Origin of the sequence: Halodesulfurarchaeum formicicum (assembly GCF_001886955.1) — an archaeon.
GTDB lineage: Archaea > Halobacteriota > Halobacteria > Halobacteriales > Halobacteriaceae > Halodesulfurarchaeum > Halodesulfurarchaeum formicicum.
Window position 1 is genome coordinate 1627861 of the sequence record NZ_CP016804.1, and the last position, 17942, is coordinate 1645802.

The window sequence follows — 17942 nt, forward strand, 5'->3', positions numbered from 1 at the left end:
CCCCGAGCGGATAGCGGAGGTATGTTCGAGACGCGACCGGACCGCTCGATGGAGGTGGTACTCGTGGGCCGGTCCAACGTGGGGAAATCGACACTCATGCGGCAGCTAACCGGCCACACCTTCGACACCGGCCGCAACCCGGGGGTCACCCGCCGCCCCAACCACTACGACTGGGCGAGCGAGGACTTCGTCATCACCGACCTGCCGGGTTTTGGCTTCATGTCGGGCGTGCCCGAGGAGACCCGCGAGCAGATCAAAACCGACGTGGTCCGGTACCTGGAGGCCCACGCCGAGAAGATCCTCGTGGGCGTACTCGTCCTCGACGGGAAGGCCGCCGTGGACATCATCGACCGCCACCTGGAACGAGAGGAACTCCCACACGACGTAGAGTTTTTCTCCCTGCTCGAGGAACTCGGCATCCAGCCGGTCGTGGCGGTGAACAAGATCGACAAGGTCGAGGATCGGGACCAGCGGCTGGACGAGATCGCCGACCGGCTTGGGATGATGCCCCCCTGGACCCAGTGGCAGGACGTCATCGCCCCGATCTCGGCGAAACAGGGCCGGATTCAGGCCCTCCAGGACGCCGTGAACGCACAGTTCGAGGCGGCAAAGCAGGAAGAGCTCAAACAGTTCTTCTCGTAAATCGAGGGGCGACTCGGGTGAAAAGCCTCGTCACAAGGGGCTCGGAGGGGGTAACTCCTCGTCACTGTCGCCCCGGCCCGTCGTTGGCACTCGGGCCGGTTAACGATTGCTTCCAGGCGGCGGCCTGTGTGTGATCCGCTGCGTACTCCGAGATGGCATCCGCATCGAGAACACCGTCCTCAGTAAGATACCCGTCGACCAGGGCCGCCGACGTGCGCTCGAAGACCGGATCGACGACGGTGACCGACTCGGGGGCCGACAACTGTTCGTGGCCGGCCTCGCCGTCCGACAGGTCGGGAGGGTGTTCTGACGGGCTGATTTTCGCGGTCGCGGCGATGACAGAGACAGGGACATCGAAGTGATTCCCAGCAAGTGCGGCCGCCGTCGTCCCGACCTTGTTGATGACATCGCCGTTCGCGAGCAGGGTGTCCGCGCCGAGCAGCACCACGTCTGCCTCGTGGACGGCTCCAGAGATGTTGGCGTCGCTCGTGAGCCGAACGTCCAGGCCCGCCTCCGCCAGGTCACTCGCTAATTCCCGACCTTCCCCACCCGGACGGGAGACGGGTACCCAGACGGTCTCGGGGGAGCCGCGTTCGAGGGCCTGCTCGACCGTCCCGGACCGGGAGAGTGTGAGGACGGTCTGGCCCTCGACTCGCTCCGCGGCCAGTTCGGCGGCGGCCCGGTCCGCAACTTCCGCCTGGGAGAGCGCTTCGATCGCGGCCTCGCGGACCGCGTCCGGAGTTCGATCGTCCCTGGCCTCGGCCATGACCTGATCGACGCGCACCTGCAGGACAACCATCGCCTCGCGAGCCGTCCGGAGGTCGAGGGCGACCTGCGCGATGTCGTCCCAGTCGCCGCCGTCAGCCGCGATCAGCGTCGCTTCGTCCCGGAGGACTTCGAGGGCGCGTTTCGAAAGCGTCGCCGATCCGGATTCGGAGTCCGCACGAACCTGCTCGACCGTGGGACGAACCCGGTCCCAGGACCGCCAGAGGTCGGGCACCGTCTCCCGGTCACAGATTGCCGGCGGCGGGACCCAGGCGGTCTCCGTGGTCTCCCAGTTCGACTGCACGTCCCGGCTCCCCGTCTCGAATCGGAACGGGTGAACCGTCCACTCCATGTCGAGGTCAGGGTCGGTGACAGGGAATGGCTCGCCCGAGGAGACGAGCGTGACGGCCTGGGTATCGAGGCCCGTCTCTTCGCGGATTTCTCGCTTCGCGGCCGAAAGCGGGGTGTCTCCGGGTTCGACGTGACCGGCGACCCCACCCCAGCGGCCCGGATAGGAGCCAACTGCCTCGCTGCGCCGGAGGAGCAACACCTCCCCGCCGTTCGTTAGAAAGACGGTGACGACCGATCGCGTCTCCATGGGCGGGGCTACGGGCCCCAGCAGGTACTCGTTTCGGACCGGCAGGCTTTCACCCGACCCGAGAGTGAGCCCCTCCATGGAGGTCTTTGCCGTGCCGGGGTTGCCGGAGTTCGAACCCGGCGACGACCTCGCGGCGGCGATCGAGGCGCAGGTCGACCTGCGGCCCGATGACGTGGTCTGTGTGGCGAGCACGGTCGTCTCCAAGGTGGAGGATCGGAGACAGCCCCTCGCTCGCTTCGAGCCGACCGAACGGGCCCGTTCGATCGCCGAGCGGCTGGCGTCGATCACCGGGTCGACCAAGGACCCGCGCTTTGCCCAGGCCGTGCTGGAGGAGTCAACGTCACTGGTGCTCGACGCCCCGTTCTTGCTCGCCGTTACCCGATTCGGACACGTTGGTGTCAACGCCGGCATCGATCGCTCGAACACGGGCGGCCAAGGGGTGTTGCTCCTGCCGGAGGCCCCCAGCGAGTCCGCCGCCCGGATCCGGGCGGGGCTCTCAGAATCACCCGGTGTGATCGTCACCGACACCTCGGGTCGGCCCTTCCGGACGGGCCAGCGTGGCGTGGCGATCGGCTGGGACGGTGTGCCCGTGGGCCGGGACTGGCGGGGGGAGCGGGACCGGGACGGCACCGAACTCGCCGTGACGGTCGAGAACGTGGCGGACGAACTCGCCGCGGCGGCGAACCTGGTGAGCGGCGAGGGGGCTGGCGGGAAACCCGTGGTCGTGGTCCGGGACTTCGAGTTCGGCGATCACGGGACGACCGAGCAGCTGTTCCGTGACCGGGAGACGGATTACGTCAGGCAGGCCCTCGAAGCGTGGGAGTACGGACAATCAGGGCCAGCCGAAAAGGGTGTTCGAGAGGGCGCCGAACCCAAGGACACCGCCGACGCCGACGATCACGGCGAACACGAGCGCGGCGGCGAGTAACAGGAGGGCGGAGATGGGGTCGGTCGCGGCGACATTCCCGAAGGTCTCCAGGGCCGCACGCAGATCCTCGAGGAGCCAGACCATACGTTCCGTTGATCGGGCCGGTGCTTAAGTCTCACCCGTCTCGTCGGGCCTCGATCCCGACTGCCGGCTCGCCCAGGGATGGCGATTTCCCCGTCGACAGGGTTTAATATATCGCTTGTGTATCTGTGGCCGTAATGTCGGAAGTCTGCTCGACGTGCGGATTGCCCGAGGAACTCTGTGTCTGTGAGGACGTCGCCAAGGAGTCCCAGGAGATCTCGATCCGCATCGACGAGCGCCGTTACGGAAAGGAAGTCACCGTCATCGAAGGATTCGACCCCACCGACGTCGACCTCGACTCGCTATCCTCGGACCTGAAATCGAAGATGGCCTGCGGGGGTACCGTCGACGACGGGGAGATCGAACTCCAGGGCAATCACCGCGACCGCGTCGAGGACTTCCTGCTCGACCGGGGATTCAACGTCGCCTGATTTTCGGCCGGGTCACGCGGTTTCACTTTCGAACGCCGCGAGCCCCTCGGCCGCGATCTGTCCCGTGGGCGTGAGCTCGTAGGTCACGTAATTCCCCTCACGATCGGTCGCGACCAGCCCCGCCTCGCGGAGCTGCTTGAGGTGATAGGAAAGCTTCGAGTACTCCAGATCGAAGATCTCGACCAGATCACAGACACACAGTTCAGTCTCGACGAGCAGCCGGAGGATCCGGAGCCGGCGCTCGTCCGCGAGGGCCTTGTAGATCGTCACTGACTCGGTGACCTCCTCGGCCGCGATCGACTGCAGGCGGGCCATCGTGTCCGAATCCACCCGGTAGGCGTCGGCGTCCTGGGCCATTCGATCGGGGAGAGGAGTTAGAGCGTAAAGAGTGTGTTTCTCAGGCGGCGGCCAGCAGTTCGGTCAACTCCTCGACGTCGGGGACCTCCCCCTCGATCACGATTTCGCCGTCGATGGCGACCGCTGGGGTGTGCATGACCCCGCGATCGATGATCTCCATGTCGTCCTCGACCTTCGAGATCGACTCGGGACCCGCCGCGAGTTGGTCGGCCGCACGGTTCACGTTCCGCTCGACTTTCTTGCACCGGGGACAGCCCGGACCGATGATTTCGACGTGCATGGCTGGCTTTGGGTGGCCCACGTGGAGCCATTCCAAATTATCCTTGAACGGCTGGCGGCTTAATCGTGGTGGTTTCAAATGTATTTAGAACAGGTGGTCGGGGCCCGGCTCTCGATGAGTTGCTGGAAACGGTTCACTGGAACAGGTCAGTCGAGAGATACCGCTCGCCGGAGTCCGGCAAGATGGTCACCACGGTCCGGTCCGCGTACTCGGGACGGTTCGCAACCTCGATCGCCGCGTGGAGTGCCGCACCGCCGGAGATCCCGGTCAGCAGCCCGGTCTCCTGGCTCAGTTCGCGGGTTGTGGCTTTTGCTTCCTCGGTCGTGACGGTGAGGACCTCGTCCAGCAGGTCCACCGCCAGGATGTCCGGAACGAATCCCGCGCCGATGCCCTGGATCCCGTGGCTGCCCGACTCCTCGCCCGAGAGCACCGCCGAATCCGCCGGCTCGACCGCGACCACCTCGAAATCCTCGCGACCCAGCTCCTCCTTGTAGTACTGTGCGACGCCGGTGACGGTCCCGCCGGTGCCCACGCCCGCAACAAAAACGTCCGCGTCGCCGTCGGTGGCGGCCTCGATCTCCGGGCCGGTCGTCTCGCGGTGCACCCCCGGATTCGCCGGGTTCTCGAACTGCTGGGGGACGAACGCGGGCTCGTTGGCTTCGGCGAGTTCCGTGGCCCGGTCGATCGCACCTGTCATGCCCCCGTCCGCGGGGGTCAATTCGAGGTCCGCGCCCAGGGCCCGCAGCAGCGTGCGGCGCTCTTCGCTCATCGATTCGGGCATCGTCAGCACCAGGTCATACCCCTTCGCCGCGGCGGCGTAGGCCAGCCCGATGCCCGTGTTCCCGCTAGTCGGTTCGATGATCGTCGTCCCGGCTTCGAGTTCGCCCGCTTCCTCGGCGGCCTCCAGCATCGCAACCGCGACTCGGTCCTTCACCGAGGAGAGCGGGTTAAACGACTCGACCTTGGCGAGGAGATTGGGCGCAAATGAGTCCAGACGCAATAGTGGCGTGTTTCCGACGAGATCCGTCGAGGACTCGACGATGCGGGCGGCGGGCTCTGAATCGGACATTCTAGGATGTCCCAAAAACGTGGCGGTACATAATTATCGATTCCGTTATCGGATGCTGGGAACTAGTGGGTCGGTATTGGATGTTCCCTGAAGCGGTCCCAAGGAGAGTCCAGGGAGAAAGACCGGGACGACATCGGGGCCGCGAAGTGCTTCGAAAGGTCGTCGACATGCCCCTCGAGTGAGGCCTCGCATACCTTCCGCCGAGGTGGAATCACGCACTACTTCTCCAGTAACTCCCCCAGGACATAGTCACCGACCGGGCAGCGGTGAGTGGCGAGAATAAGAAACTCATTCCGACGGACGGACGGACGGGAAAAGGACAAGATGGAGCAGCGGCGGCAGTATCTGGATCGGTTCTCAGAACGGGAGAGACGCGTCGGTTCGTTCATTTACCGATTCTCATCGATCCATTCACAAAAGGTATCGAAATCATTGGCACCCGCCTGATCCGCTATCTCGCGGAGAGTTCCGACCCGTAATTCGTCGTGAAGAGGGACAGTGACGTGCCTCCGATCGTTCTCGTTCGTGGGATGCTCATAGTAGAGTTGGGCGTGGTCTCCTGTCGTTCGACGCCATTCGAAATCGCCAACATTCACTAACACCTTCACGACCGCTTGCCCCGAGAACGTCCGTCGACTCATTCTACTTCAAGATGTCCGGCGGTTCCTGGTCCCCGGTCGTGTTCGCCGCTGGATCGATCCCCATCGCTTCCAATTCGGTTTCTGTTGGAGAATGTCCAGTTTCGTCTTCGAAAAGTTGCACGGCATCATCGAGATTCGCGAGGGCTACTTCCCGGGTTTCTCCCTGAGTAGAGACTCCAGTATCGACATCTTTCGCAATCCACCACCCCTCTTCACGCCACAGGCGGATCTCGCCATTGTGGGAGTCGGCATTGCGACTCGAACTAGCCATCTCACATGTAATTACGGGAAGGACTGCATAAACATTTGGCCCTGCAATTTTTCCCAATCGAGATATTTTCAAATCGACGTCTCATTTGCCAGATTCCGCAATTCTTCCCAGATGGAAGCGATTCAGTTGTGACCGATCCGCCGGTCTCCAGATACTCGATGAGCAGCATATGGCGGCTGAGCTGCTCGGGGGAGAGTTCAATTAGTTCTACGGATCGCAGAAGCGGCCCCGAGGGGAGTCTCGGGAGGAAGACCGGGACGAAATCGGGGCCGCGAAGTGTCCGACGGAACCTGAGCGGACCCGAGGGGACTCCCGCGAGCGGCGAGGGCGACCAGCGGGAGCCTTCGAAATGGACGAACGGTGAGCGGAGCGACGTGAGTCAGCGAGCGGGAGGTTGTCAGGAGGTGAGCGGAGCGAACGAACTGACAGAATTTGAACCACGCCCGAGAACCTGCGTTTCGCAGAACCTCGGTCTCATTCAAATCCCTTGCTCCGTTCACTCTGCCGAGCGCGGTGCCTTCCGGCACACGCGCTGAGTTCCGTAGAAGCGGACCCGAGGGGATTTGAACCACGGTCGGAGCAAAGCTCCTCCCTGATTCAAATCCCCGTCCGCTTCGCTCCTCACCGTCGTTCGTCGCAGAAGCGGACCCGAGGGGATTTGAACCCCTGACATCTTGGTCCGGAACCAAGTACTCTATCCAAACTGAGCTACGGGCCCTCGGAACAATCTCACACGCCGATCCGTTTAACCGTTCTGTCTCGGGTCCACCAAAGGGCGATTTGAGGCTTCGGCGGCTATACCTCCATCCCCATCCACAGGCCCACTATGGATCGTGGATCAATCCTCGCAATCGCAATCGCCATGGCCGTAATCGCCGGTGCCGGGACCGCCGGCCTGGCCATGGCCGTCTCGGACCAACCCGAACAGACCAACACCGACCAGAACCGAACGATCACCGTCACGGGGAGCGCCAGCGAGTCGGCCGCTCCCGACAAGGCAGTCCTCCGACTCGCCGTCGAGAAAACCGCCGCTGACTCCAACACCGCCCGGGCCGCCGTCGCAAGCAACGTCTCGGCTGTCACCGACCGGCTTGCTGAGTTGGGCATCCCCGAGGACCAGGTCCGCACCACCGATTACCGGATCGGTGAACGCATGCGACCCCCCACTGACGGCGGCGAAAGCGAGACACCGACCTACGTCGCCAGGCAGACCATCGAAGTCCACCTGAGTGACACCGAGGCCGTGGGCGAAACCATCGACGCGGCCGTCGCGGCCGGGGCCACAGACATCCAGGACGTCCGGTTCACGCTCGGCGACGAAACCCGGTCGGAGCTCCGGAACACCGCGCTCGACGCCGCGATGAGCGACGCTCGCGTGCAAGCCGAGACCCTCGCCGGGAGTGCCAATCTGACTGTTACGGGCACCCAGAAGATCACCACCGAGGCGAACTCGGGACCGGTGGTTCCCTATACCCTCCAGACGGCCGCCGCTGCGGACAGCGGCACGGAAATCGACGCCGGCCCGGTCAGCGTCTCCGCGCAGGTGACCGTGACCTACACGGCCGCCTGATCGGCCACCCGCGAACTTTTCCCCGTTCGGAACCCAACGGCGATTATGACGAACTGGCGTGCGGTTGGCATCGGATTCGGCGTCGAGTTCCTGCTGGGTATCTTCGGGTTTCTCCTCCCGGGCATCGGTCACATCGGCGCGGGGCTGATCGGTGGCTTCGTGGCGGGGTACATCGCCGCCTCGGGCACCTGGAGTGGGGCCTGGCACGGCCTGCTGGCCGGCGCGATCGGCGGAATCATCCTGGCCATAATCGCTGCGGCCCTGGTGACCGTCGTGGGCTCGCTCGGCTTCGGGATCCTTGGGCCGCTGGCTGGAGGGGGCGTGTTCATCCTGGCCCTCAGCATCGCCCTGTTGCTCGCCATCGACAGCGCGATCGGCGGCGCGATCGGCGGCCTCCTCGCCTGATCAGAACTCGGTTCCTTTTCGCCCGGTCGTCCCCTCGTCGAAGGGGTGTTTCACCAGCGAGACGTTGCTGATCAGGTCGGCATGCTCGGTGAGAAAGTCCGGTGACTCGTGACCGCCGGTGAGTACCAGTTCGAGGGAGTCCGGTTTGGTCTCGATGAGTTCGAGCACTGCGTCCTGGGAGAGTAGCTCCCGGTTCGCCGCGTAGATGAGTTCGTCCAGGATCAGCATGTGGACCCCCGATTCGGGATCGCTGTCGGGATCGAAGGGCGTCGAGAGATCCGCGTCAGCGGCCCCATCGATGATCTCGTTCGCTCGCTCCAAGCCTGCTTGGGCCTTCCCGGCGTGTTCATCGTCGTTCAACTGGCCGTGATGCCAGCCGTAGTGACCCAGGTTCTCGTACGTGTAGCCGGGCAGGGCCGCGATGGCGTTGTACTCCCCGCGGATGTCCTCGACGCTCTGGGTACCGCCCTTCATGAACTGCAGCAGATGGACCCGATAGCCGTGGCCGGCCGCCCGCATCCCCATCCCCATCGCCGCCGTCGTCTTACCCTTGCCGTTCCCCCACCAGACCTGCACCAGCCCGAACTCCTCGGGGGCACTCGGCTCGATGGGCTTGGCGGTCAGGGCCTCACCATCCGAATCGGATTGTGACATTACCCCATAGAAGACCAGCGATTACTTTGGTGGTTCCGATCCCACCACTCACTGCCGTTTGATCTCGTGTCGACCGAAGCCGTAGCGCAGTCGATTGGCCAGCCGGCGGGAGAGCCGCGGCCCGGAGCGGGAGTTGAATCGCTCGGCCAGCGCCTGGTAGATCAGGGGCAACGGGACCTCCTGCTCCAGGGACTCCTGGACCGTCCAGGTGCCGGTCGAGCCACCGGCGACGTGGTCGGCCACGTCACCCAGATCCGACCCCTCCTCGCGGAAGGACTCTTCGGCCAGTTCGAGCAGCCAGGAGCGCACGACCGCCCCGTTGGTCCAGGTGCGGGCGATGTCTTCCAGATCGAGATCGTAGCGGCCCTCGGCCAGAAGTTCGAACCCCTCGCCGTAAGCCTGCATGAGCGCGTACTCGATGCCGTTGTGGACCATCTTCACGTAGTGACCGGCCCCCGAGGGCCCCATCAGTTCGTGGCCCTCCGGACCCGTCGCGACCGCGTCGAAGACCGGTTCGAGGTCGTCGTAGGCCCCTTTTTCGCCGCCGACCATGAGCGAGAAGCCGAGTTCGGCCCCGGCCGGCCCGCCGCTGGTGCCACAATCGAGGTAGGTCGGTTCGATGCGCTCGGCCCGGTCGACGGAGTCTTTGAAGTTCGAGTTGCCACCGTCGATTACCACGTCATCGGCGTCGAGATGCGGCGTGAGTTCGGCAAGCGCGGCGTCGACCGGATCACCGGCCGGGACCATCAGCCAGACGTGTCGCGTCGGGGACAGCGACTCGGCCACGGCCGGGATCGAGTCGACGGTCTCGGCCCCCATCTCGGCGGCACTCGCCCGAGCGACCTCGTCGATGTCGAAGGCCACCACGTCGTGTCCGGCGTCGAGGACCCGGTCCACGACGATCTGCCCCATGCGTCCGAGTCCGATTACCCCAAGTTCCATGGCTCTCCGTGTGGGGGCCACTCCGTTAGCGATTTCGATCGGAGACCGGGCGGAGAGCAACCTTTTTCAACCGAGACACGCCTGGCTCACATATGCGCGTCGTCGCCGTAGTACGTGAGTAGACACGCGAGCAGGCCCGACTCGTGTCCTTCTCGTGATTCGGACCCACAGCGACGACTCCATACTGATCCATGACAGCAGACATTCCCGAGAACTACGACCCCGAGCGAATCGAGTCCAGGTGGGCGGACTACTGGCTCGAGGAGTCGGTCTACGAGTACGAAGACACGAACGCCACCGACTACGTGATCGACACCCCGCCGCCCTACCCGACGGGGAACCTCCACATCGGGAACGCCCTGGGCTGGTGTTACATGGACTTTTTGGCCCGCTATCACCGGATGCAGGGCGAGGACGTCCTCTTCCCGCAGGGCTGGGACTGCCATGGCCTCCCGACGGAGGTCAAAGTCGAGGAAAACGAGGGCATCCACCGCACGGAGGTCCCTCGCGACGAGTTCCGGCAGATGTGCATCGATCACACCGAGGACCAGATCGACGCGATGCGCAGCCAGATGCGCCAGCTGGGCTTCTCCCAGGACTGGGACCACGAGTTCCGGACGATGGACCCGAGCTACTGGGGGAAGACTCAGCGCTCCTTTGTCGAGATGGCCGAGAAGGAGTACGTCTACCGGGACGAGCACCCGGTCAACTGGTGTCCCCGGTGTCAGACGGCCATCGCCGACGCCGAGGTCGAGACCGAGGATCGGGAGGGGACCCTCTATTACATCACCTTCCCCGGGATCGACAACGACGATATCGAGATCGCGACGACCCGGCCCGAACTGCTGGCGGCCACGGGCGCGGTCGCGGTCCACCCCGAGGACGAGCGGTACGCCGACCGGGTCGGGGACACCTTCGAGGTGCCCCCGGTCGGACAGGAGGTCGAGTTGCTCGCCGACGAGGAGGTCGATCCCGAGTTTGGGACCGGCGCGGTGATGATCTCGACCTTCGGCGACAAACAGGACGTCGACTGGTGGGCCCAGTATGACCTGGAACTGCGACCCGTGCTCACCGAGGACGGCCGGCTGACCGAACTCGCGGGGGAGTACGAGGGACTCACTGTCGAGGAGGCCAAAGACCGGATTCCGGCCGACTTGGAAGAGCAGGGACTCCTGAACGACACCGAACCCGTCGAGCAGTCGGTGGGGGTCTGCTGGCGGTGTGACACCCCGATCGAGATCCTCTCGAAGGATCAGTGGTTCGTGGAGGTCCGCCAGGACGAGATCCTGGAGAAAGCAAAAGAGGTCGAGTGGATCCCCGAGCACATGTACGCCCGCCTGGAGGAGTGGACCGAGGGGATGGACTGGGACTGGGTCATCTCCCGCCAGCGGGTCTTTGCGACCCCGATCCCGGCCTGGCAGTGTGAATCCTGTGGCCACTGGGAGATCGCGGACGAGGCGGAACTCCCGGTCGAACCGACCGAAACTGGCCCCGAAATCGAGGCCTGTCCGGAATGTGGCGGCACCGAGTGGACCGGCGAAACCGACGTGATGGACACCTGGATGGACTCCTCGATCTCCGCGATGCACGTCGCCGGCTGGCCCGAGGCGGAGTTCGAGCCGGTCGCGCTGCGCGAGCAGGGCCACGACATCATCCGGACCTGGGCCTTCTACACCCTGCTCCGGACGGCCGCGCTGGAGGACGAGCGACCGTGGGACACGGCGCTGATCAACGGCATGGTCTTCGGTCCGGACGGCAACAAGATGTCCAAATCCCGGGGCAACGTCGTCGCGCCGGACGAGGTGATCGAGGAGGAGAGCGCCGACGCCTTCCGGCAGGCCATGGCCGTCGGGGGGCGACCGGGGGCCGACGTGCAGTTCCAGTGGAAGGAAGTCACCGCTGCCTCCCGATTTTTGACCAAGCTCTGGAACGTCTTCCGCTTTGCCGAGAGTCATCTCGAAGCGGACACCCCCGAGGTCACGGCCCCGGCCTACCGGGACACCGACAAGTGGATCCTGGGTCGCCTTGCGGCGGTCTCCGAGGAGATGGAGACGGCAATGGACGAGGAACGCTTCGACACCGCCGTGCGGGCTCTTCGGGAGTTCGTCTGGGAGGACCTCGCCGATGACTACCTCGAACTGGTCAAGGGCCGACTGTACAACGGCCGACCCGGCGAACGGGACGCCGCCCGGTCGGCACTTTACGACGTGCTCTCGGCGGTCGTGCGCCTGCTCGCCCCGTTCAGCCCGTTCATGGCGGAGGAGGTCTGGCAGCACCTGCCCGGAACCGAGGGCAGCGTCCACCAGGCGTCGTGGCCAGCAATCGACGTGCCCGACGACGAGGGGGCCGTCGGCGAGGTTATCGCCGAAGCCGCCCGGACAGTCCGGGCCTGGAAGTCCGAACAGGGCATCGCCCTGAACGAGGACCTCGAACGGGTGGAACTGTACTTCGACGAACAGCCCGAACACGGCGTCGACACGTACGACCTGAGCGAGACCGTCGCCGCCCCGATCAGGACGGCCGTCGGCCGGCCGGACCTGGCGGAAGTCGCCACGGGCGTCGACCCCGACGAGGCCCAGATCGGGCCGACCTTCCGTGATCAGGCCGGGGCCGTGATGGCTGCCCTGGAGGACGCGGATCCGGACACGATCAAGGCGCAACTCGACTCCGGCGGACCGGTCGAGGTCACCGTCGACGGCGAACCGACCGAGATCGATCCCGAAATGGTTTCCGTGCCGACCGAGTTCCGCACCGAGGCCGGCGAGGAGGTCGCTGTGCTCGAAGCCACGTTCGGCACGATCGTCGTCGTCCCGTAGTCAGTGCAGGCCGATTTTCGCGAGGAGCCAGCGACGATGGCGTCGGGTCGTCTGGACGAGCGTGACCCCGCCGAGAATGAGAACCGCCCCGAGTACCGTTCGCAGGGTGAGTGATTCGCCCAGGATCGTCACACCCAAAAGCACCGTCGCCACTGGCTCGGCCGTCCCGAGGATGCTAGCGTGAGTCGCTTCGATCCGTGTCAGTCCCTCGTAGAGCAAGAGCAACGGCATGCCGGTGCCGAGCACCCCGATTCCCAGGACGATCCCCCAGTGGGTCGGTCCCTGGGGCGGGTGGAAGCCGGCCCGGGCCCAGACCAGCCCGATCGTCGCGGCGGTCACCACCAGCACATGGGCGGTCAGGTGGGTGGGATCGGTATCGGCAACCAGGATTCGGCCCGCGACGTTGTAGATGCCGTAACCAGCCGCGGCACTCGTCACCAGCAGGATCCCCAAAAGCGAGACCTGACTGGCGTCGAGTCCGACGACCATGACGACCCCAGCGAGCGCGAGCCCCAGCGCCCCCAGCGCGGTTCGGGTCACCTGTTCCTCGAGCAGCGGCACCGAGAGCCCGAAGACGAAGATCGGGTAGGTGTAGAAGACGATGGCCGTGAGACTCGCGGTCATGAAGGCGAGCCCGCGGAAATAGGCCAGCGTGAGCGCGGCATAGAGCAGCCCAAGCACCACCGTCGCATAGAGCGGTCGCCCCGAGAGTACGGTTAGGTCGTTCCGGACGAGGAGCACGCCCCAGACGATGGCCGCGCCGATGCTAAACCGGAAGAAGAGCAGCGTCGGTCGACTCAACCCCGTCGCTTCGGCGAACTTCCCGAAGATGGCGAGCGTCCCGAGTCCCGTCGCCGCGATCAGGACCATCAGCCCGCCGACAGTGACCTCTCGCATTGTCGGTGACTTTTGGCGGGGTCGTCTTAAAGTGGCGCCTCCACGAAGAGTGCCGTCGCTTCGAGTTCGAACGCTGGGTTGCGGTTCGTAAGCCCCCTTCTGTTTCGACCCGACATTCGGCTACGCGTCCGCGCAGACTGCCGGACTACCATTCACGCGGACTTGCACCGGCGAGGGGTGGCCGTTCCATCGCTGCTTCGCCGTCGTCCCTCGGTGGGGTCGCTCCAGGGCTTTTTCGGGAATCCTTTTTCGCCCCGGATCCGCACACCTCATCGGTCGAGCGAAGCCGTGTCGTTTCTGTTCCATGGCCCGACGGTCTCCCGTCCCGGGCGTGTGCCCGATCGCCTGTCCGGCGGTGGGGGGACTTTCCTCATGCCCACTCGGGGCACGGGGGTCGGGCGGCCGCTACCCAGTGAGTGTAGCCGATGGGGCCACCTAAGGGGTTCGGTCACCCCGGGCGGTAGTGATTTTGGTTGTATTGGGCCGAGCGTGGGACAAAATGTTACCCTCGGCGGTTTCTAAAAAGGTATAAGAAACCGAAGTCCGTTACATCAAACATGACGAGTCCGGTATCGGATACGGTCCGGAGCAGGTGGGCTGGAACCGGCCACGACGGTGGAACACTTTCGAGACGCGGATTTCTCCGGGCCGCCGGTGCGGCCGGCCTGGGCACCCTCGCTGGCTGTCTCGGCGGCCGTTCCGACGTTTCGGTGCTTTCAGCGGGGAGTCTCGCGACGCTCTTCGAGAACACCATCGGCCCGGCGTTCGATGACGCCCACGAGTACGGGTACCGGGGCGAGTTCCACGGTTCGAACGCGGTGATGCGGATGGTCCTCGACGAACAGAAACAGCCCGACGTGATCGTCAGCGCGGACGCCGAGTTGCTCCGCACGCGCTTGCCTGAGGACATCGCCCCCTGGGACGTGGTCTTCGGGTCGAACGCACTCGTGATTGCCTATGGGCCCGACACGGCGGTCGGTGAACGGCTGGAGGGCGAGGAACCCTGGTTTGAGGTCCTCAGCGAGGCCGACGCGGAGATCGCCCGCTCGGACCCCGACCTGGATCCGCTGGGTTACCGGGCCCTCCAGCTGTTCGATCTTGCGGAGCAGTACTACGACCGGGACGGGCTAGCCCCAGCCCTCACCGAGAACCTGGTGATCGACCCACAGGAGGCCCATATTCTGGCCCGCGTCGAGGCCCAGGAGCGGGCCGCGGCGATCGTCTACAAGAACATGGCCGTGGACCACGGCCTGCCCTACGTCGAACTCCCCGAGAAACTGGACTTCTCGAACCCCGAACACGCCGACTACTACGCGCAGGCGACCTACACGACCGAGGACGGAACTACCGTCGAGGGCGCGCCAGTGCTCTACAACGCCACCGTCCCGAGCACGGCCCCCAACCCCGAAGCCGGGCGGGCCTTTCTCAAATTCCTGCTCTCGAACCCGGAGATGCTGACGGAGAACGGCCTGGTCGTCACCGACGCCTTCCCACGACCCCATGGCCCGGTACCCGAGGAGATCGTGCCATGAGCTACGCCGAATCGGTCCGACGGTTCTCCCGTGGTCAATACGGCGTTGGCAGCCGGATCCTCCACGAAAACGGCGTCTTCGCGCTGCTGGGGGCGGTGCTTTTCGTCTACCTCCTCTATCCCTTCCTCTCCTTTTTCCTGTGGGGACAGGGACTGGGAACGGGGGCCTTCTTCGACCCCAAGGTCGTCTCGGCGGTGAAGTTCTCGCTTTTGTCGGCGCCGGTCTCGACCGCACTGGCGACGGTCTTCGGGGTTCCCCTGGCATACGTGCTGGCCCGGACCACGTTTCCCGGGAAGGTCGTCGTCGACGCGCTTGTCGTGCTCCCGCTCGTGATGCCCCCGGTCGTCGGCGGCGTAATGCTCCTCTCGGGCTTCGGCAGTTTTACCCCGATCGGGGCGGCCGCCGCCTCGCTCGGCCTCCCGCTCACCGACAGCTACCTCGGAATCGTCCTCGCCCAGACCTTCGTCTCCTCGCCGTTCGTTGTCATCACGGCCCGGTCCGGCTTCGCGTCGGTCGACCGCGAGATCGAGCAGGCCGCGCGAAGCCTCGGTAAGGGCCCCATCGAGACCTTCCGCCTCGTCTCCTTGCCCCTCGCCCGGGGAAGCATCCTCGCTGGCGTGGTCCTGACCTTCGCCCGGGCGATGGGCGAGTTCGGAGCCACGATGATGACGGCCTACCACCCGAGCACGATGCCCACCCAGATCTGGGTCACGTTCATCTCGGAGGGCATCGCAGCGACGACCCCGCTGGTGATCGTCCTCCTGACGCTGGGCTTTCTGGTCGTCCTGGCACTGCAACTGGCCGGCAAGCGGATCACCCTCACCGGATGACCCTGGAGTGTTCCCGCCTGGAACGGCGGTACGACGATTTCACCTTCGGGCCGGTCGATCTCACGGTCGAACCGGGCGTGACTGCCGTCCTCGGCCCGTCGGGAAGCGGCAAGTCAACGCTGCTCTCGCTGGTCGCCGGGTTCGAGCCGCCTGATGGCGGTACTATCACCGTGGATGGCGCCGGGATCGACCAGCGCCCCCCGGAGGACCGGTCGGTCGGGATGGTCTTTCAGAACTACGCGCTCTTCCCGCATCTCTCGGTTCGGGAGAACCTGGAGTTCGGTGCGGTCAAAGCGGGGTCGATCGACTCGACGGCCCAGCTATTGGAGATCGAACCCCTCCTCGACCGGGATCCGAAGACCCTCTCGGGTGGCGAAGCGCAACGGGTCGCGTTGGCCCGGGCGCTCGTCTCCGACCCTTCGGTACTGTTGCTCGACGAACCGCTCAGTAGCCTCGACGCCCCGATTCGCCGGCGGCTCCGGGTGGAGTTGCGCGACATTCTCGCCGACCTGGACATTCCAGTTGTGTACGTGACTCACGACCAGGAGGAGGCCGCAGTCGTCGGCGACCGGCTGGCAGTCCTTGCGGACGGTCGGCTGGTCCGGGAGGGGCCCGTCGAATCAGTCTTCGATCAACCTGAGAGTGCCTTCGTCGCGGCGTTCCTGGGAATCGAGAACGTCTACCCGGCGACGGTGCGTACCGAATCCAGAAATGGGACTGTCGTGGCGGTCGACGGGACCGAACTCCTGGCTGCGGGCGAGCCACCGGACGGCGACCTGGCGGTGGCGATACACCCGGAATCGATCAGCCTGAACGGCCAGTCACGGACCACCGGCGACTCGAACAGTCTGGACTGCACCGTCTCGCGGGTTCTCACCCAGCACACCGACGCCACAGTCCTGCTTGACTGGCCCGGTCCGGACTATCTCACAGCCACCGTGGACAGGCAGATCGCGGGCCAGCTTCGGGTGGGCGACACCTGCCGGGCGTCGATTGCGCCCGATGCGGTGCACCTCACGCGTCGGGATCGCTGACCGGATCGACCCGCTCGATGTCCCGAGCGGCCCGGTCGATCGTCGCGTCCAGATCGAACTCGCGGGTGACCGTTCCGTCCTCGATCACCGGTTCCAGGAGTGGCGTCCCGCCGGAGGGGCCCACCCGGTCGACGAGGGCGACGTGGTGGCCCCCGTCAGGGGTCCGATAGACCTGCTTGGTGCCGGAGAGTTTCCCGCGCTTGGCCGCCGGTTCGCCCTCGACCTCGACGATGTCGAGAGCGAAGTCAACTGGGTCGGCGTTGCTCACGAACCCGCCCACACCGAAGCCGTCGACGTGCTCGCGGAGCCGCCTGAGGTCCGCCGGCCCCAGCCCACCGCTGACGAAGATGTCGATGTCGTCCAGGCCTCGAGCTTCGAGTTCCCAGCGAACTTCACGGACGATCTGCTCGAAGTCGCCCCGTCGCGAGGAGGTGGTATCGAGTCGCACGCTATCCAGATCCTCGCCCAGTTCCGCGGCGGCCCGGAGGACCTCATCAACCTCGTCCGAATAGGTGTCACAGAGCGCGACCCGCGGGGCCGCCGAAGGCATCGTCTCGTCGTAGGCTCGCCAGGCCGCCTCCTGGTTGCCCCGGCCGAAACAGATCAGCAGCGCGTGTGGCATCGTTCCGCCGGCCTCGCGGTCGAGCACCTCGCCCGCAGCCACGTGGGAGAAGCCGTCCAGGCCACCGACGAGCGCCGAGCGCTCGACGACGGCAGCGATCGAGGGGTGGACGTGTCGCGCCCCGAAGCTCAGGACCGTGGTCTCCGGGGCCGCTTGTCTCGCCCGCATCGCGTTCGTCGCGATTCCGCTGGCGTGTGAGAGAAAGCCCAAAAGCGAGGTCTCGTAGCGGGCGAAATCGAGGTAGTTCCCCTCGATTCGCATGACCGGTCCGCCGTCGAACAGCGTCCCTTCGGGGAGTGTCCACACGTCGATCGGCAGCCCCGAGAGGAGTTCGACGGCGTCTTTGACGCCGGCGAGGAGTTCGAACTCCCCGTCGGAGAACTGATCGGCCGTCACCTCCGCGACGACGTGGGGATTCGTGTCGGTCGCTTCGAGTGTCTCGACCGTGCGGTCGAAGTAGGCGTCCGTCGCCTTCCCCGACGCGATCGTTTCCGGCGGGATGATGTCGAAGGCGGTCACCGTGTGACCCTCCGAACTGTGTGCATAATCGGTCTACCACGGCCCGGGCGAAAAACCC

General features: G+C 65.3%; 19 protein-coding genes, 1 tRNA gene and 1 other RNA gene. 9 read left to right on the forward strand and 12 right to left on the reverse strand.

Going from position 1 to position 17942, the window contains the following annotated elements; translation table 11 throughout:
* The first annotated feature begins 21 nt into the window (after window positions 1-21).
* Window positions 22-642 carry a GTP-binding protein EngB gene (engB, locus tag HSR6_RS08420; protein WP_071933339.1) on the forward strand — a complete coding sequence of 207 codons (621 nt, stop codon included), beginning with the start codon at window positions 22-24 and terminating at the stop codon, window positions 640-642.
* Between the two features lie 61 nt (window positions 643-703).
* Here engB and HSR6_RS08425 read toward each other — a convergent pair whose 3' ends face one another.
* On the reverse strand, window positions 704-2083 hold the full coding sequence (locus HSR6_RS08425; RefSeq protein WP_335589181.1) for an NUDIX domain-containing protein: 1380 nt from the start codon (window positions 2081-2083) through the stop codon (window positions 704-706).
* Here HSR6_RS08425 and HSR6_RS08430 point away from each other — a divergent pair.
* Both HSR6_RS08430 and yciH read left to right on the forward strand, forming a co-directional pair.
* Window positions 2082-2933 (forward strand): coenzyme F420-0:L-glutamate ligase, encoded by an 852-nt coding sequence (locus HSR6_RS08430; RefSeq protein ID WP_071933340.1) that lies wholly within the window; start codon window positions 2082-2084, stop codon window positions 2931-2933. The two genes, HSR6_RS08425 and HSR6_RS08430, sit on opposite strands and share 2 nt — an antisense overlap.
* Window positions 2934-3151: 218 nt before the next feature.
* On the forward strand, window positions 3152-3445 hold the full coding sequence (gene yciH, locus HSR6_RS08435) for a stress response translation initiation inhibitor YciH (protein ID WP_070365461.1): 294 nt from the start codon (window positions 3152-3154) through the stop codon (window positions 3443-3445).
* A 12-nt stretch (window positions 3446-3457) separates the two neighbouring features.
* On the opposite strand, the gene HSR6_RS08440 is transcribed toward yciH, so the two are convergent.
* The 6 genes from HSR6_RS08440 to HSR6_RS08465 form a co-directional block, all read right to left on the reverse strand.
* Window positions 3458-3802: an ArsR/SmtB family transcription factor gene (locus HSR6_RS08440; RefSeq protein ID WP_071933341.1), complete on the reverse strand. Its 345-nt coding sequence runs from the start codon at window positions 3800-3802 to the stop codon at window positions 3458-3460.
* 40 nt (window positions 3803-3842) lie between these two features.
* The gene (locus tag HSR6_RS08445; protein WP_071933342.1) at window positions 3843-4082 is read right to left on the reverse strand and encodes a thioredoxin family protein; all 240 of its coding nucleotides are present in this window, start codon (window positions 4080-4082) and stop codon (window positions 3843-3845) included.
* 133 nt (window positions 4083-4215) lie between these two features.
* Window positions 4216-5151 carry a cysteine synthase A gene (gene cysK, locus HSR6_RS08450; RefSeq protein WP_071933343.1) on the reverse strand — a complete coding sequence of 312 codons (936 nt, stop codon included), beginning with the start codon at window positions 5149-5151 and terminating at the stop codon, window positions 4216-4218.
* Between the two features lie 389 nt (window positions 5152-5540).
* A complete protein-coding gene (locus HSR6_RS08455) occupies window positions 5541-5792 on the reverse strand; it encodes a type II toxin-antitoxin system HicA family toxin (RefSeq protein WP_071933344.1) in 252 nt (83 codons plus the stop codon).
* Window position 5793: 1 nt separating this feature from the next.
* Window positions 5794-6063: a type II toxin-antitoxin system HicB family antitoxin gene (locus HSR6_RS08460; protein ID WP_071933345.1), complete on the reverse strand. Its 270-nt coding sequence runs from the start codon at window positions 6061-6063 to the stop codon at window positions 5794-5796.
* Between the two features lie 643 nt (window positions 6064-6706).
* Window positions 6707-6781: transfer RNA gene (locus HSR6_RS08465), tRNA-Arg, on the reverse strand.
* Between the two features lie 108 nt (window positions 6782-6889).
* Here HSR6_RS08465 and HSR6_RS08470 point away from each other — a divergent pair.
* Both HSR6_RS08470 and HSR6_RS08475 read left to right on the forward strand, forming a co-directional pair.
* Entirely contained in the window at window positions 6890-7633 is a 744-nt protein-coding gene (locus HSR6_RS08470) for an SIMPL domain-containing protein (protein ID WP_071933346.1), read from the forward strand.
* A gap of 45 nt (window positions 7634-7678) precedes the next feature.
* Window positions 7679-8038 (forward strand): DUF5518 domain-containing protein, encoded by a 360-nt coding sequence (locus tag HSR6_RS08475; protein ID WP_070365466.1) that lies wholly within the window; start codon window positions 7679-7681, stop codon window positions 8036-8038.
* Here HSR6_RS08475 and HSR6_RS08480 read toward each other — a convergent pair whose 3' ends face one another.
* Together HSR6_RS08480 and gnd are read right to left on the reverse strand one after the other, a co-directional pair.
* Window positions 8039-8692 (reverse strand): cob(I)yrinic acid a,c-diamide adenosyltransferase, encoded by a 654-nt coding sequence (locus HSR6_RS08480; RefSeq protein WP_070365467.1) that lies wholly within the window; start codon window positions 8690-8692, stop codon window positions 8039-8041.
* Between the two features lie 48 nt (window positions 8693-8740).
* Window positions 8741-9634, reverse strand: coding sequence for a phosphogluconate dehydrogenase (NAD(+)-dependent, decarboxylating) (gnd, locus tag HSR6_RS08485; RefSeq protein ID WP_071933347.1), 894 nt, complete (start codon window positions 9632-9634; stop codon window positions 8741-8743).
* 191 nt (window positions 9635-9825) lie between these two features.
* On the opposite strand from gnd, the gene HSR6_RS08490 reads away from it, so the two are divergent.
* Window positions 9826-12450: a valine--tRNA ligase gene (locus HSR6_RS08490; RefSeq protein ID WP_071933348.1), complete on the forward strand. Its 2625-nt coding sequence runs from the start codon at window positions 9826-9828 to the stop codon at window positions 12448-12450.
* Here HSR6_RS08490 and HSR6_RS08495 read toward each other — a convergent pair whose 3' ends face one another.
* Together HSR6_RS08495 and rnpB are read right to left on the reverse strand one after the other, a co-directional pair.
* Complete coding sequence (locus tag HSR6_RS08495) at window positions 12451-13347, reverse strand: DMT family transporter (RefSeq protein WP_070365470.1); 897 nt, start codon at window positions 13345-13347, stop codon at window positions 12451-12453.
* 76 nt (window positions 13348-13423) lie between these two features.
* An RNA gene (gene rnpB, locus HSR6_RS08500) (RNase P RNA component) lies at window positions 13424-13757 on the reverse strand.
* 147 nt (window positions 13758-13904) lie between these two features.
* Here rnpB and HSR6_RS08505 point away from each other — a divergent pair.
* From HSR6_RS08505 to HSR6_RS08515, 3 genes are read left to right on the forward strand one after another with little or no spacing between them, the layout of a single operon-like run.
* The gene (locus HSR6_RS08505; protein ID WP_071933349.1) at window positions 13905-14879 is read left to right on the forward strand and encodes an extracellular solute-binding protein; all 975 of its coding nucleotides are present in this window, start codon (window positions 13905-13907) and stop codon (window positions 14877-14879) included.
* The gene (locus HSR6_RS08510; RefSeq protein ID WP_071933350.1) at window positions 14876-15709 is read left to right on the forward strand and encodes an ABC transporter permease; all 834 of its coding nucleotides are present in this window, start codon (window positions 14876-14878) and stop codon (window positions 15707-15709) included. The genes HSR6_RS08505 and HSR6_RS08510 overlap by 4 nt, the downstream gene beginning before the upstream one ends.
* The gene (locus HSR6_RS08515) at window positions 15706-16743 is read left to right on the forward strand and encodes an ABC transporter ATP-binding protein (RefSeq protein WP_071933351.1); all 1038 of its coding nucleotides are present in this window, start codon (window positions 15706-15708) and stop codon (window positions 16741-16743) included. Before HSR6_RS08510 ends, HSR6_RS08515 begins: the two co-directional genes overlap by 4 nt.
* On the opposite strand, the gene HSR6_RS08520 is transcribed toward HSR6_RS08515, so the two are convergent.
* Window positions 16724-17884, reverse strand: coding sequence for a nicotinate phosphoribosyltransferase (locus tag HSR6_RS08520; protein WP_071933352.1), 1161 nt, complete (start codon window positions 17882-17884; stop codon window positions 16724-16726). The genes HSR6_RS08515 and HSR6_RS08520 overlap by 20 nt on opposite strands.
* Window positions 17885-17942 lie beyond the last annotated feature (58 nt).

What these genes read in the sequence shown, in the direction of transcription:
- engB (WP_071933339.1), top strand. Translation starts at nt 22, where the DNA reads ATGTTCGAGACGCGACCGGACCGCTCGATGGAGGTGGTACTCGTGGGC.
- HSR6_RS08430 (WP_071933340.1), top strand. Translation starts at nt 2,082, where the DNA reads ATGGAGGTCTTTGCCGTGCCGGGGTTGCCGGAGTTCGAACCCGGCGAC.
- HSR6_RS08425 (WP_335589181.1), bottom strand. Translation starts at nt 2,083, where the DNA reads ATGGAGGGGCTCACTCTCGGGTCGGGTGAAAGCCTGCCGGTCCGAAAC.
- yciH (WP_070365461.1), top strand. Translation starts at nt 3,152, where the DNA reads ATGTCGGAAGTCTGCTCGACGTGCGGATTGCCCGAGGAACTCTGTGTC.
- HSR6_RS08440 (WP_071933341.1), bottom strand. Translation starts at nt 3,802, where the DNA reads ATGGCCCAGGACGCCGACGCCTACCGGGTGGATTCGGACACGATGGCC.
- HSR6_RS08445 (WP_071933342.1), bottom strand. Translation starts at nt 4,082, where the DNA reads ATGCACGTCGAAATCATCGGTCCGGGCTGTCCCCGGTGCAAGAAAGTC.
- cysK (WP_071933343.1), bottom strand. Translation starts at nt 5,151, where the DNA reads ATGTCCGATTCAGAGCCCGCCGCCCGCATCGTCGAGTCCTCGACGGAT.
- HSR6_RS08455 (WP_071933344.1), bottom strand. Translation starts at nt 5,792, where the DNA reads ATGAGTCGACGGACGTTCTCGGGGCAAGCGGTCGTGAAGGTGTTAGTG.
- HSR6_RS08460 (WP_071933345.1), bottom strand. Translation starts at nt 6,063, where the DNA reads ATGGCTAGTTCGAGTCGCAATGCCGACTCCCACAATGGCGAGATCCGC.
- HSR6_RS08470 (WP_071933346.1), top strand. Translation starts at nt 6,890, where the DNA reads ATGGATCGTGGATCAATCCTCGCAATCGCAATCGCCATGGCCGTAATC.
- HSR6_RS08475 (WP_070365466.1), top strand. Translation starts at nt 7,679, where the DNA reads ATGACGAACTGGCGTGCGGTTGGCATCGGATTCGGCGTCGAGTTCCTG.
- HSR6_RS08480 (WP_070365467.1), bottom strand. Translation starts at nt 8,692, where the DNA reads ATGTCACAATCCGATTCGGATGGTGAGGCCCTGACCGCCAAGCCCATC.
- gnd (WP_071933347.1), bottom strand. Translation starts at nt 9,634, where the DNA reads ATGGAACTTGGGGTAATCGGACTCGGACGCATGGGGCAGATCGTCGTG.
- HSR6_RS08490 (WP_071933348.1), top strand. Translation starts at nt 9,826, where the DNA reads ATGACAGCAGACATTCCCGAGAACTACGACCCCGAGCGAATCGAGTCC.
- HSR6_RS08495 (WP_070365470.1), bottom strand. Translation starts at nt 13,347, where the DNA reads ATGCGAGAGGTCACTGTCGGCGGGCTGATGGTCCTGATCGCGGCGACG.
- HSR6_RS08505 (WP_071933349.1), top strand. Translation starts at nt 13,905, where the DNA reads ATGACGAGTCCGGTATCGGATACGGTCCGGAGCAGGTGGGCTGGAACC.
- HSR6_RS08510 (WP_071933350.1), top strand. Translation starts at nt 14,876, where the DNA reads ATGAGCTACGCCGAATCGGTCCGACGGTTCTCCCGTGGTCAATACGGC.
- HSR6_RS08515 (WP_071933351.1), top strand. Translation starts at nt 15,706, where the DNA reads ATGACCCTGGAGTGTTCCCGCCTGGAACGGCGGTACGACGATTTCACC.